The sequence below is a fragment of the Shewanella sp. UCD-KL21 genome, assembly GCF_001957135.1.
GTDB lineage: Bacteria > Pseudomonadota > Gammaproteobacteria > Enterobacterales > Shewanellaceae > Shewanella.
Map to the genome: position 1 here is coordinate 54,076 of NZ_MPHK01000014.1, position 13,008 is coordinate 67,083.

Here is a 13,008-nt window from a genome sequence, read left to right on the forward strand (position 1 = left end):
TTTCTCCTGAATTATCCGCGTAAGCTATCGTAGTAGCTACGAATATGCGCAGTTTCTTTGTAACCATTAGAACCTTTGATACTAATGTTACTCTCGGTTGCTTTTGCCACACTCGCACCTGAAACAGCAATTGCTGCAGTAGCGGCGCTACCTACGGTGATGGCTTTCAGCAAAGATCTGCGATTCAGATCAGGCTGTTGCTTCTTCATCTTTACTCCTGGGTTTAATACACACCTGCTTATCATGCAGATGCCCTTTTAGGCCTTTTTAGTTACTAAACACCACTGTTAATAAGCAGTTAAGTAAATGAACTAAAAAGGTAAAAACACATATAAATGAATCTAGTCCACAAATTTACGCCGCTAATATATAGAGAGAGGGGCTGAAATAATATGATCTGACACCAGTTCATTGGCCAAAAATAGCCATTAAATGAAGAAAGCGTTAACTGAGTCATGTTTTCAAAACATGCCGTGTGAGAGCAAGACTTTTGGGTGGGGTTTTAGCTGCATTTACAATGTTAAATAATTTAACAAGGCGATTGAGTTAAAAGGATTTTTATACAGTTTTTGTCTAAATAAACACCATAGCAACCATATAACTTTTAGGACTTACAACCTGTACCTATAGTGCTTTTGGTTATTAAAATAACCAAAAGTTAGCTGCCCACAAATCACTCAGTAAATATTAACAAGCAAGTTACTTGTGAGCATGAGTTGCACGCAGAAAGCGTCCGAGAAAGTTCAGTAATAACTGCAATCAATAAGCCACTAAAATTGGTCCAAATAGCTCTTGGAATAGCTCTTGGAATAGCTGTTGGAATAGCTGTTGGAATAGCGGCCTAAATTAAGCGGTTTATTCGCCCAGCAGTGAGCAATAAAATCAGTATTGGCAAACGACCCATTCCGCCAGCAGGCAGATATAAAAACACCTCAACGAGATAGACTCTGTTGAGGTGTTTTAAGCACAAACTAAAAATATGCTAAGTCATTATTACTTCTGATATTTTAACGTGCCATTTGCCTTGATTTCATCGTACCAAACGTTGTGATGCTGCATTGCCCAGTTTTCATCACAATACCCTGAAACCATGGCTTCCATACCACCTTCACACAATGCTGTTGCCATCCAAATATGCACAATGGTAAATGCAATGAGAATCGCAGCACTAATGCCGTGAATAAGTAGCGCGGCCATTGAAGCTTCACGGGGTAAATCTAAACCCGGTAACACTAGCATGATGCCAGAAACACTGATGAATAGGCCAAAGAACACTAAAGTCCAAAACCACATTTTTTCACCGGCGTTGGCAAAACCACTATTTGGATGCTTACCTTTAAACGGACCAAAATTGATGTAACCACCGACCACTAAAAACCATTTTAAATCATACATCTTAAAGGTTTGCAGAGGCATCCACTTAACGATACACACTAACCAAGATACGATAAAGACAGGACCTGTCCAATCATGTACTAGTTTACTAAAACCAATAACACCAGCCCAAATACCAGCGCTGACATAGGGTTGGATAGCAAACTTGCCTAGCATGACCATTAAGCCTGTAAATACTAATATCAGACAGGAAACTGCCATGATCCAATGCAGCGTAATATCTGCCTTAGTCCATCGCTCCAACATCTTGCCTGAAAAGCCTTTACTTAACTTCGCTGGGCCATTAATGAGGTAAAACAGTAAAAATGCACCAAACACACCCACAACAGCCAAAACCATTATTGGATTAAGGTACTCATTTTTAATATGTCGACCTTCATTACCGGCAACATTGATCAGTACGCCAGGCTCAATACCTTGAGCAGTGGTAAAGCCTGAGTCGCCAGCTTTAACTGCTCGCCATAATTCAGCCGGGTTTTCCTTCCCTGCCTGCTGCTTACTTGATTGTTCATCTGCTGCTAAGGTTGCGGTTGTAAAACCTAACCCCATCACCAGAACCAACAGAGCAAACAAGCTACGCAGTGATTTGTTTAACTGTTTGTTTAACATTGTCACTCCTTGCTTGGTTACGGGCACAGCCCGTAACCTTTGCACTGTCTAAACCATATCACCCGTTTTAGGATCATAGCCCCAAATAGTATTCGGATTACCGCGCTTAGACATACGTTCGCGATAGATACTCGATACGATTTCGGCATCACCAGCAAGCAGGGCTTTAGTTGAACAAAGCTCAGCACACATAGGTAACTTACCTTCAGCAATACGGTTTGCACCGTACTTCTGACGCTCGGCATCGGAATGGTTTTCTTCTGGGCCACCGGCACAGAAAGTACATTTATCCATTTTACCGCGGCTACCAAATGCGGTCTTTTTCGGGAACTGTGGCGCCCCAAAAGGACATGCATAAAAACAGTAACCACAACCGATACAAGTATCTTTATCGTGTAGCACAATGCCATCGTCGGTTTGATAGAAACAATCCGCCGGACACACGGCCATACAAGGTGCATCGGTACAATGCATACATGCAACAGAGATTGATGCTTCACCGGGTGCACCATCGTTGATAGTGACCACGCGGCGACGCTGAATACCCCACTCTAAAGCGGAATCGTTTTCGTTCTTACAAGCTGTGACGCAACCGTTACACTCGATGCAGCGTTTGGTGTCACACAAAAATTTCATGACTGCCATAATGGCTTATCTCCTCATCAAGTTAATTAGGCTTTGCTGATCTGACACAAGCTAGACTTCGTCTCTTGCATCTGAGTCACAACATCATAACCATAGGTCATTACCGTATTGGCAGCTTCACCAATAATGTAAGGCACGGTTCCTTCAGGGTAGTTTTTCGCCAGACTTTCGCCTTCGAATACACCCGCAAAGTGATATGGCATGAAACATTCACCAGCAATGACTCGTGGAGTCACCATCGCTTTAACTGTAATTTTAGCGCCTTCTGGACTGTGAACGAATACATCATCACCATCACGTAAGCCGCGGTCGGCTGCATCTGCAGGGTTAATCTCAATAAACATTTCTTGCTGAAGTTCAGCAAGCCATGGATTTGAGCGCGTTTCTTCACCACCACCTTCATACTCAACTAAGCGACCCGTGGTTACAGCTAATGGGAAGTCTTTTGCAAAGTCTTTGTCTTGAATAGACTTATACAGAGTAGGAAGACGTGCAACCATACGATCTTCGTAGGTTGGATACTTAGACACTAAGTCACGACGTGGGGTATAAAGCGGTTCACGATGTAGCGGAATATCGTCTGGGAAATTCCACACAATACAACGTGCTTTGGCATTACCGTAAGGCATACAACCATGGTTGATTGCCACACGTTGAATACCACCAGAAATATCAGTTTTCCAGTTTTTACCTTCAGCGTGAACTTTCTCTTCTGCAGTTAAGTCATCCCACCAGCCAAGTTGTTTCAGCATGTCTGCAGTAAACTCTGGATAACCATCTTTGATTTCAGATCCTTTTGAATAAGAACCTTCAGCAAGGATGTTATTACCATCATGCTCAACACCGTAACGTGCACGGAAGTTACCACCACCGTGTTTCACTTCACGACCTGTGCGGTAAAGGATTTGGGTACCTGGATGTTTATTTTCTGGGGTTCCCCAACACGGCCAAGGTAAACCATAAGTTTCACCTTTAGCTGGGCCACCGGGTGCTTCTAAGCTTTCAATATTGAACGTGCCCCAGTTTTCTTGGTGCATTTTCAAACGCTCAGGGCTTTGGCCTGTGTAACCAATGGTCCACATACCTTTGTTGAATTCACGGGTCATATCTTCAATCAATGGCTCTTCACCATTCACTTTAATATGCTTACAGAATTCAGCTTCAATGCCCCATTTTTTCGCTAATAGGTACATGATCGTATGATCGGGTTTACACTCGAACAGCGGCTCAATAACTTTAGTACGCCACTGCAGTGAACGGTTTGAAGCAGACACTGAACCATAAGTTTCAAACTGGGTTGCTGCAGGTAACAAATATACACCGTCTTGGCGCTGATGCATGACACCGGCCATTGTTGGGTATGGATCCACTACCACAACCGTATCTAGCTTGTTCAATGCTTCACGTATTTCACGACCACGGGTTTCAGTGTTAACTGATTGCCCCCAGAAAAATGACATACGGATATTGTCTTGCTGAGCAATTTTGCCCTTATCTTCAAGAACACCATCATGCCAACGCGAACAAGGAATACCCGGTGAGGTTTGCGGAGATTGACCTAAGTATTCACCTTGGTCAAAACGCGCTTTAATCCAGCTTGGCTCAAGATCCCACACATTTGCCCAATGAGCCCATGCGCCAGTTGATAAACCGTAGTAGCCAGGTAAGTTATCGTAAAGTAGACCAAAATCAGTCGCGCCTTGAACATTGTCATGGCCACGGAAAATATTAGTACCACCACCAGAGACACCCATGTTGCCTAGGGCTAACTGTAAGATACAGTAAGCGCGAGTGTTGGCATTACCGATATGATGCTGAGTACCACCCATACACCAAACCACGGTGCCCGGCTTAGTTTCTGCTAATAACTTAGCAACACGATGCATTTGCGCTTCAGGTACACCAGCAACATTTTCAACTTCTGCAGGGTTCCATTTCTTAGCTTCTTCGCGGATACGTTCCATGCCGTAAACACGTTGGTCAATAAAGCCTTGATCTTCCCAGCCATTTTCAAAAATATGCCACAACAAACCATAAATGTAAGGAATATCCGTACCTGGACGAATATGCACATACTCATCAGCTTTGGCTGCTGTTCTGGTAAAACGAGGGTCGACAACAATAATTTTCGCGCCGCGCTCTTTACCTTCAAGGATGTGTTGCATAGCAACTGGGTGAGCTTCACTAGGGTTCGAACCGATAAACATCATCGCTTTCGAGTTACGCATGTCGTTAAAAGAATTTGATTGCGCACCATAGCCCCAAGTGTTTGCAACACCAGCTACAGTGGTAGAGTGACAAATTCGTGCAGAGTGGTCGATGTTATTCGTGCCCCACATTGCCGCTAATTTGCGATACATATAAGATTGTTCGTTTGAAAACTTCGCACTACCCATGAAAAATACTGAATCAGGGCCAGACTCTTCACGAATATCGAGGGCTTTTTGGCCAATTTCTTCAATGGCTTGATCCCAAGAAAGTTTTTTCCATTTTCCGCCTTCCAGCTTCATTGGGTACTTAAGACGTTTCTCACCATGGCCAACTTCGCGCAGTGCAGCACCTTTAGCACAGTGACCGCCTGAGTTAAATGGATGATCAAATGCAGGCTCTTGACCTGTCCAAACACCATTTTGTACTTCAGCATAAATACCACAGCCCACCGAACAGTGAGAACAAATAGTACGTTTAACTTCAGTTGGCGCATCGTAAGCAACATCTTTTGCTTCAGCTTTACGCATCATGCCAGCGCCAAGCATTGAAGCGGCAGCAATACCACCTGTAGCAAGGGTTGCAGACTTCAAAAATTGGCGGCGATTGAGTCCAAGTGCAGGTTTATCTGCCCCTTGAACGTTCTCTGTTTTGCGGGTTAATCGCATCACATATTCTCCTTAAATTACTTGCTACTACGTAATGTGTCGTAATAACTACGTACATGGTCTGTTTCTCTGTAGCCATCACTTTTGCCTGCAACTGGTGCAGCTTTTGGTGAGGCGGCAAGAGCTTGTCCGCTAACAGTGGCAACTGCGCCAGCGGCACTGCCGACAGCCAATGCTTTTAGCATTTGACGACGACCCATGTCGGAAGCTTGCTTCTTCATAGTCTCTCCTTAATTTAACGCGTGTTATAAGAGTAAATTTACTCTCTGTTTTTATGGAAGTTACCTTCCTTTTCAGTCTATGCCACTGGGCCAAAGCCCAGCGGCATAAATCTTTGCACCAACAGCCTAAAACTTACCTAAGAGGCAAGTTCATTGGTTGAAGGTTCAATCTTGTCTGTCTCGTCAGCAGCCGCCTTTTCAGCTTCAGAACCTGGGCAGTTCACTGGAATATCCAAGCTAAGTTGCTCAAATTCATTGGCTTCAATGACGAAAAATGCTTTTGCTAACTGCGCCACAGGTACATAAAATGCTGCACTTGGCGTTTGCGCTAAGGTGTCGCAAAAACGCTCAACCCAGCTACCAATATGGCGCTGATAAAATGCCAGTTGACGATAACCTGGCGCCTCTAAAATCAAGGTGCCCATCACTTCACATAATGCGGCAACGTGATCTTCTGGCTCTTTAACGTCTTCTTCACGAGCAAAACCTAATTGCATTAAATCTTGGCGTAACAATGCTAATGGTTTATCCATTAACGAGCCTGTCATAAACCAGCTGCCGTATGGCAATACTTCACCACGGCCAACACCGAAGAAAATATTGAAGTATTCGTCTTCAAGTTGCTCTTGTGTGTACTGGGTCGCCGCCGCCTTTAGCGCCAGCCAAGCCGAGCTCATGTCATTATCATCTTCAGCTTCTGTTTCTATTTCGATGTCAGCTAAAAATGACAACAATTCTTCACTTGGTTGACGACGTAGTAATGCAGCTAATAATTGGTAAATATCTGCCCGTAGCTGATCGTTTTCTGAAATTTCTCTAACTAATTCGGTCATATTGGATCTCTTATCGAAGTTGCTTCTCTGGGTCTTCAAGAATGTCTTCAAACATATCTTTTACGCGGCAATCACCACACATTTTTAGGCGCTCAATATTGGCGTTAAATGCAGAATGTCCACCAATCATATCGATCATTCTATGAACCATCGATTGTGTAGCAAAAGCGGTTCCGCAACGAATACACTCGAACGGAGGCTCTTCTTTTAACGTTTGACGCTGTTGACGTGATGCTTGGTCCAAATTGATTTGCGGCGTTAAGCTAATCACGCTTTCAGGACAAGAGGTTTCACATAAACCACATTGCACACAGTCTTGCTCTACAAAATGCAGTGACGGTGATTCACCACCATCGGTTAATGCTTGTGTTGGGCAAGTTGCTACACAAGACATACACAAGGTACATTTATCAACTTCGACGTTAACCACACCGTAAGGCACATTGCTCATTGCAATGGCGCTATCAGTCGCCGATGCCTGCTGGTTTAAGTGATCAACGGCGGCATATAAGGTGTCACGCTTAGTGCTAGGGGCGAATGCCGCTGGCACTGTTAATGGCCAATCAAGGCTTATGGCTAACTTGTCATCTAAGTCTGCTAATGCTTGGGTGTCTATCAAGCTAATGCGCTGTGGCTGACCCATTTCATCTAGAATGCTATTAGCTAATATTAGCTCACCATTTAACATTTGCGTTAAAGTGGGTGCGGTGGCATCAGTATTAAGGATCAGTACCTGACGCGCGCCCCATGCAAGTGACGACATCCAGTGGTCAATACTGGCAACAGTAATCTCTTCTAACTCAACCGGAATAATATCGCCCGCAAGTTCAGCAGTAATTAATTCAGCCCCAACGCCGCTGTCATGGAACAAAATCACTGGCGCAGCTTGAGCTTGCTCTAGGTAACGACTAATGAGCTTTTGCAGGTAACTATGCAGTGCTTGTGGCGTTGGTAAATCAAATGCGATAGCCCCTGTAGGGCAAGCATTGGTACAACTACCCGCGCCATGACAAAGGTAAGGGTCGATTTCGATTTTTTGTTCGATGCTGCTAATTGCATCTGCTGGGCAGAAGTTTAAACAGCGATTACAGCCATTGACGCCATTACGGTTATGGGCACAGATATCACTGTTCACTTTCACATAACGTGGCTTATCAAATTCACCAACTAAATCTGGAATTTGCTCTAGGGCATCAGCTAATTTAGCTGCATCTTGGCCGACGTAGAAATAACCTGGAGGTAGCATTTCAAGGTTAAGACATGGCGACATGCTCAGGTCTAAAACCATATCAAAATGCGGTTTACGAATAGCAACAAGACTTAACTCAGTCGCCGCTTGGTTTTCACCAGCGCCTTCATTCTCAACGGTTACCTGAAACTGACCTAAAAAGCCTTTTACAGAAATGAGTTTGTTGTAATAGCTTTCGCTATTTACAGCAGCGTTCATTACCGCTTCAAGATGATCTTCATCTTGGCTGGTAATGGCTTCGTTTGCCAAAATAACCGTATTGGCCATGGTTGACAGTTTATCCGCAGCTAATCGGGCCAAATCTTCTGGGCCGATGACTAACACATTGCCTTCAGTGGTATAACTGACTGTTGGCGGGATCAAGTTTTGGATCACTTGAGTCTGTGCTAATACCTGCTGGCGAACTTGTTTTAGTTCTAGCGGGGTTTGACTATTGCTCACATTGCGTTCCTGAACAGTTTTTTAACGCTTAGGTGATTTATCAAGGCTGCAAATCCATTTTGCACTTAAAAATTAATTTAAATACATCAGCTTAAAATGATAAACAAAACACCTTATACGCTAAATAGTGGACTAAAATTTTTAACTACACACTAAACCTTAGCGCTACTTGAAGCCGTTATAGCTTCTTCATCGACCATTCCCAGAACATCACTCTGGTCTTGGTTGCTATCTAAGTCAGTGGCAGACACGATTTCGCTCTTATCATCTAATACTGGCGAGGCATCAGTTTCATCAACAACTGTGTCATCATCCTCACGAGCAAGTAACGCTTGCTCTTCCGTTTCTTCTTTGTCTTTTACAACATTACGGAAGACTTTTTTAACTAATTCAGCCGAAACTTCGGCAGACAATTTAGGTTGATTACTGTAATCAAGGGCGTACTCGAGTAAGCCGTCGATTTCATTGTATTGGGGTTGTTTCCACAGTGCTTTTAACGCTGCTGATTTCGCTTGAGGTGATACATTCGCCCCCATAAACGAAGCAAAACTGCCTCCAACTTCAATTTTTTCTGGATCCGGTAAATCTTTAGCTTCAAGGACCTTCTCAGCCTGAGGCGCGTCTTGTATGGCATCCTCAGTGGCAGAGTCGGCAAGGCTTTCTGCCTCTGCCGCCACAGCTTGTTGCTGTAGCTCAGCCTCACGGGCGGCCTCTGTCTCACGAGCCGCTTCTGCTTCAACTTGCTCGCGACGCTCAGTCCAACGAGAGAAAAAACCTTTCGAATTATTGCTCATTAATGTCTCCGAAGGTGATCTGTGCTAGGGCCAGTATCCTTTCGGCGGTTCACATGCTTACGGCGTTTAGCTGATATTTCAACTTCGCCATGACGGGTAATGAAAGCTTCAACCCAACACGCCAGCGCTTCTGGCATTGGGATATTCAGCACTGGGGTTTCAGACTCCAAACAGGCTGCGGCAATATTTTGGTCTGCTGAGATAGCTGCAGGAACCCAAGTACCATCTGATAACTCATCACAAACGATATATAACATGGTGTTATCCATGTCTAAATTTATCCGGTAACTGCCACGTTCATCTTTATAAAGTTGAAACAATATTAATTTGGCCCCTTCAGGTGCCTCATGAGTCGCAGGAACCATTTGTTCCACTTCCCAAGTGATTGACGGCCAACGTCCCATCATTTTTTCGACTTTTCTAAGCGAAACATACATAGGCCAAACATTTTCTGTGTGTTGCATACAAGCCTTGCCCTTAAAACATAAATTCACAAGAAATAAATAAAAACACATATTAACAACAACTTAAAAGTTGCTCTTAGTTATTTTTAGAGGCTAAAAACCACTTTATTTCTCTTAGCTATTCAGTATCCTGCAAAAATAGTGCCAGATGAATAGGATCAAAAAACTAGACCCAGATCTCCTAATTACCATTAAGAGTAGGACAATTTGTCTATATTGCTAATTATACTAGGACATAAGGCTACGTTAATTAGTCGCTGCTGATTAACATCAGAGTTAGATCACGCATTTACAAACTACATTGCCGCCTCGGGAATAAAAGTTGCTATGCTGATAGTTAATTAGTTTTCATTACGATCCTCACTACCGAGCTAGTTAACTATTGCAGAGGCCACACTTTCAATGACCCAATCAAATGCTAATAAATCGCTTAAACTGGTCAAAACCAATGCTGAAGTTCCCCTTACAATTGCGGTTAAAGCAATTAATGAGCAAGGAGAAAGTGTTGATAAATTCGTGGCCTGTGAAAGACCATTGACGGTATATTTGAACTGGCAACCCATAGTGACCTTAATGACCTTGGGCGCAAAACCTGAGTCATTAGCTTTAGGTTACTTGAAAAATCAAGGCTTTATTAACGATGCCAGCTTACTTGAATCAATTATCGTTGATTGGGATGTTAACTCTGCAGCCATTTTGACTAAAGAGCAAACCGCTGATTTAGATAAACAATTATCTGAAAAAACCGTCACTTCAGGTTGCGGTCAAGGCACTGTTTACGGTGGTTTCATGCAAGGGCTTGATGATATCAAGCTGCCAACGCCCCAATTACAACAATCAACCTTATATAGCCTGCTAAAAAACATTAGCGCTTATAACGAGACCTATAAAAATGCCGGCGCCGTGCATGGTTGCGGCATTTGTAAAGACGACCAGATTTTAGCTTTCATTGAAGATGTTGGCCGCCATAACGCGGTTGATACCCTCGCGGGTGATATGTGGCTTGAAGGTGAAAATGGCCACGATGAGATTTTCTATACCACTGGCCGTTTAACCTCTGAAATGGTGATAAAAATTGCCAAAATGGGTATACCAGTATTGTTATCGCGCAGTGGTGTCACTCAGATGGGGTTAGAATTAGCTCAAAAGCTGGGGATCACTATTATTGCCAGAGCCAAGGGGCGTCACTTCTTGGTTTACCATGGCGCAGACAATATTGAATTTGATGCGATGAAAGTTTAGCGTTATCTATTAGCGTAAATCATTAATAACAAGGTGATGTTCACCTTGTTATCACTCACCATATACCCCAGTGCTAAATCGCATTATGCCTAAGTTTAGCCCACTGCTTTCTTGCCGCTTCAGGCAAATAACTCCAAGCTAAAACCCGGGTAATTTTATTGCCTTGCTTCATTTCAATGGTCTGCACATTATCGGTATTTAACTGTTTTAATAGTTGATAACAGGGCTTTAGGTTTTCAGACTTGGACACTAATGAGCTAAACCACAGACAGTGTTGCCCAAATTGCTGACTTTCTTTGATCATATTAGCCAAAAACTGCTGCTCACCGCCTTCACACCATAACTCGGCTTTTTGCCCACCAAAATTAAGTGCGGCGCTACTTGAGCTAACGGCTGGCTTTTGGCTGTGCTTTTTCGCTCTGTTGGCGGCTAAATTGGCATTTTTCTTGGCGCTGCCTTGGCTCGCTTCGGCTAATGAGCGATGAAATGGCGGGTTGCACAGCGTAATATCAAAGCGCTCATTATCCCCGATAATTCCGCTAAAAATAGCTTGAGGATTAGCCTGCTCGCGCAGATCTATTTTCGATGCTAAATCAGGGTTATGGTTAATAATTTCAGCGACATTGGCAATTGAAACTGGGTCGATATCGCTGGCGACAAACTGCCAACCATAGCTTTTAACCCCTAATAATGGATAAATACCATTAGCACCGGTACCAATATCTAATGCGCGGATCTTAGTTCCCTTAGGCGCTTTGCCATTAACAGCCAGTAAATCAGCAATATAATGCAAATAATCTACTCGACCAGGTACTGGTGGGCACAAGAATCCTGCCGGAATGTCCCACTGCTCAATGTGATAATCAGTCAATAAAATTGCTGCGTTGAGGCTTTTGACCGCCTCAGGATCTGAAAAGTCGATTGAAAGATTACCGTAGGGGTTTGGTCTGACAAAGTGGGACAATTTGGGACACTTTTTTATTAACCCTTCGAAATCATAACCTTGATTATGCTTATTTCGCGGGTGTAGTGTTTTAACTTGAGTATGAGCAGCGCCTTTGGTTGTCACCTTAGCCGGCGCAGATGTTTGCTTGTTCGTTTTGTTGCCAGTTTTACTGTTTTTCATGCAAATGTTCATTAATCATATAGGTATTTAGTAAACAGTAAATTAACCACGGACTGTTCACCCGTTTCAGCTTCTAGCAGTCGATTAACCGTTTCAAAGCACTCACGACGAATATCCTCTCGTCCGGTCAAGGACTTAACCTTGTCTTCAGGCTGATTTCCTAGCACTTCAACGATGGCGGCTCGCAGTAACGGATCATGGTGCTCTATCTGCTGTAAGTGTTTAGGATCTTTAACCATTAACTCAACACTGATTTTTACAAAACCAAGTTTTTTACGGTTAGAGATATAATTAGTGACTATGTCAGGCTCGAAACCATAGTAAGCAAAGTTTCCAGTGCTTTTGCCATCTGCGCTATGTGCATTGAGGGAAAAAAACAGTGCAACTAAAACTGCGAATAGGTACTTTGCCATCGTTAATCAAACTCCATTATTTAAATCTGCCTAATAGCAGCGGCTATCCAGCCATTGCTCTGTCATGATAAACTGCACTCGTTTGAGTATATTGTAACGAGTATTGAATGAACGTGACCAGTCTTAGCTTCCCGTATGGTGAATCAATCCAGTGGTTTTCACCTGATGCAATTAATTCTATGCCGCAATCGGCACTAAAAGAATGGTTACTCGCTACCGGTAGTTTAACTCAAAAGCTTAAAGGCTGTTGCCACGAATTTGAAGTTAAAGTACTTGGCGAACAACTTACTACACCATTAGCAGGGGAATGCCCGCAGCAAAAGCAGGTTTGGGTAAGAGAAGTACTGCTGTGCCTTGATGGCCAGCCTTGGGTATTTGCACGCACCTTGATCCCTGAAAACCTAGCCAATGATCAACACAACTTTAAAGCCTTAGGTAAGCGGCCATTGGGTGAGCTACTGTTTACCAGTGCTGATATTGTTCCGGGAAAAATCGAGGTCGCTGAATTTGAAAGCTGCACTAAGCTAGCCCAACTGGCAACCCGCCTATCCCAACCGGTCAGCTCTTCACTTTGGGGGCGTCGCCGTTACTTTAATTTAGCCAACCAAGATATTATTGTGAGCGAAATTTTCCTTCCTTATGCGGTTAAGCAAATTAACGCCTTAACACTAAAGCAATCTGGTTAAAACTAACCCAATGA

At 43.5% G+C, this 13,008-nt stretch carries 13 protein-coding genes; 2 read left to right on the plus strand and 11 right to left on the minus strand.

Annotation, left to right across the window (positions count from 1 at the left end; all coding sequences use genetic code 11):
- Positions 1 to 11: 11 nt before the first annotated feature.
- The 9 genes from BM739_RS13300 to BM739_RS13340 form a co-directional block, all read right to left on the minus strand.
- Positions 12 to 209: a formate dehydrogenase gene (locus tag BM739_RS13300; RefSeq protein ID WP_076541393.1), complete on the minus strand. Its 198-nt coding sequence runs from the start codon at positions 207 to 209 to the stop codon at positions 12 to 14.
- 784 nt (positions 210 to 993) lie between these two features.
- Positions 994 to 2,004 (minus strand): formate dehydrogenase subunit gamma, encoded by a 1,011-nt coding sequence (locus BM739_RS13305; RefSeq protein ID WP_076541395.1) that lies wholly within the window; start codon positions 2,002 to 2,004, stop codon positions 994 to 996.
- Positions 2,005 to 2,052: 48 nt separating this feature from the next.
- Complete coding sequence (gene fdh3B / locus BM739_RS13310; RefSeq protein WP_076541397.1) at positions 2,053 to 2,649, minus strand: formate dehydrogenase FDH3 subunit beta; 597 nt, start codon at positions 2,647 to 2,649, stop codon at positions 2,053 to 2,055.
- A 26-nt stretch (positions 2,650 to 2,675) separates the two neighbouring features.
- Complete coding sequence (locus tag BM739_RS13315; RefSeq protein WP_076541399.1) at positions 2,676 to 5,525, minus strand: formate dehydrogenase subunit alpha; 2,850 nt, start codon at positions 5,523 to 5,525, stop codon at positions 2,676 to 2,678.
- A gap of 17 nt (positions 5,526 to 5,542) precedes the next feature.
- Positions 5,543 to 5,746, minus strand: coding sequence for a twin-arginine translocation signal domain-containing protein (locus tag BM739_RS13320; protein WP_076541401.1), 204 nt, complete (start codon positions 5,744 to 5,746; stop codon positions 5,543 to 5,545).
- 137 nt (positions 5,747 to 5,883) lie between these two features.
- On the minus strand, positions 5,884 to 6,579 hold the full coding sequence (locus tag BM739_RS13325) for a molecular chaperone (protein WP_076541403.1): 696 nt from the start codon (positions 6,577 to 6,579) through the stop codon (positions 5,884 to 5,886).
- 10 nt (positions 6,580 to 6,589) lie between these two features.
- Complete coding sequence (locus tag BM739_RS13330; RefSeq protein WP_076541405.1) at positions 6,590 to 8,269, minus strand: 4Fe-4S binding protein; 1,680 nt, start codon at positions 8,267 to 8,269, stop codon at positions 6,590 to 6,592.
- A gap of 152 nt (positions 8,270 to 8,421) precedes the next feature.
- Positions 8,422 to 9,063 (minus strand): DUF3306 domain-containing protein, encoded by a 642-nt coding sequence (locus tag BM739_RS13335; RefSeq protein ID WP_076541407.1) that lies wholly within the window; start codon positions 9,061 to 9,063, stop codon positions 8,422 to 8,424.
- Entirely contained in the window at positions 9,063 to 9,527 is a 465-nt protein-coding gene (locus BM739_RS13340; protein ID WP_076541409.1) for a DUF3305 domain-containing protein, read from the minus strand. Before BM739_RS13340 ends, BM739_RS13335 begins: the two co-directional genes overlap by 1 nt.
- 402 nt (positions 9,528 to 9,929) lie before the next feature.
- Here BM739_RS13340 and BM739_RS13345 point away from each other — a divergent pair, with 402 nt between their 5' ends.
- On the plus strand, positions 9,930 to 10,769 hold the full coding sequence (locus tag BM739_RS13345; RefSeq protein ID WP_076541411.1) for a formate dehydrogenase accessory sulfurtransferase FdhD: 840 nt from the start codon (positions 9,930 to 9,932) through the stop codon (positions 10,767 to 10,769).
- A 73-nt stretch (positions 10,770 to 10,842) separates the two neighbouring features.
- Here BM739_RS13345 and rlmF read toward each other — a convergent pair whose 3' ends face one another.
- A complete protein-coding gene (gene rlmF / locus BM739_RS13350) occupies positions 10,843 to 11,895 on the minus strand; it encodes a 23S rRNA (adenine(1618)-N(6))-methyltransferase RlmF (protein ID WP_076541413.1) in 1,053 nt (350 codons plus the stop codon).
- An 11-nt stretch (positions 11,896 to 11,906) separates the two neighbouring features.
- The gene (locus tag BM739_RS13355) at positions 11,907 to 12,308 is read right to left on the minus strand and encodes a flagellar basal body-associated protein FliL (protein ID WP_076541415.1); all 402 of its coding nucleotides are present in this window, start codon (positions 12,306 to 12,308) and stop codon (positions 11,907 to 11,909) included.
- Positions 12,309 to 12,415: 107 nt separating this feature from the next.
- Between BM739_RS13355 and BM739_RS13360 the strand changes: the two genes are divergently transcribed.
- A complete protein-coding gene (locus tag BM739_RS13360) occupies positions 12,416 to 12,994 on the plus strand; it encodes a chorismate lyase (protein WP_076541417.1) in 579 nt (192 codons plus the stop codon).
- Positions 12,995 to 13,008 lie beyond the last annotated feature (14 nt).

Excerpts from the sequence above, each read along its gene's own strand:
- BM739_RS13300 (WP_076541393.1), bottom strand. The coding sequence starts at position 209 with ATGAAGAAGCAACAGCCTGATCTGAATCGCAGATCTTTGCTGAAAGCC.
- BM739_RS13305 (WP_076541395.1), bottom strand. The coding sequence starts at position 2,004 with ATGTTAAACAAACAGTTAAACAAATCACTGCGTAGCTTGTTTGCTCTG.
- fdh3B (WP_076541397.1), bottom strand. The coding sequence starts at position 2,649 with ATGGCAGTCATGAAATTTTTGTGTGACACCAAACGCTGCATCGAGTGT.
- BM739_RS13315 (WP_076541399.1), bottom strand. The coding sequence starts at position 5,525 with ATGCGATTAACCCGCAAAACAGAGAACGTTCAAGGGGCAGATAAACCT.
- BM739_RS13320 (WP_076541401.1), bottom strand. The coding sequence starts at position 5,746 with ATGAAGAAGCAAGCTTCCGACATGGGTCGTCGTCAAATGCTAAAAGCA.
- BM739_RS13325 (WP_076541403.1), bottom strand. The coding sequence starts at position 6,579 with ATGACCGAATTAGTTAGAGAAATTTCAGAAAACGATCAGCTACGGGCA.
- BM739_RS13335 (WP_076541407.1), bottom strand. The coding sequence starts at position 9,063 with ATGAGCAATAATTCGAAAGGTTTTTTCTCTCGTTGGACTGAGCGTCGC.
- BM739_RS13340 (WP_076541409.1), bottom strand. The coding sequence starts at position 9,527 with ATGCAACACACAGAAAATGTTTGGCCTATGTATGTTTCGCTTAGAAAA.
- BM739_RS13345 (WP_076541411.1), top strand. The coding sequence starts at position 9,930 with ATGACCCAATCAAATGCTAATAAATCGCTTAAACTGGTCAAAACCAAT.
- rlmF (WP_076541413.1), bottom strand. The coding sequence starts at position 11,895 with ATGAAAAACAGTAAAACTGGCAACAAAACGAACAAGCAAACATCTGCG.
- BM739_RS13355 (WP_076541415.1), bottom strand. The coding sequence starts at position 12,308 with ATGGCAAAGTACCTATTCGCAGTTTTAGTTGCACTGTTTTTTTCCCTC.
- BM739_RS13360 (WP_076541417.1), top strand. The coding sequence starts at position 12,416 with ATGAACGTGACCAGTCTTAGCTTCCCGTATGGTGAATCAATCCAGTGG.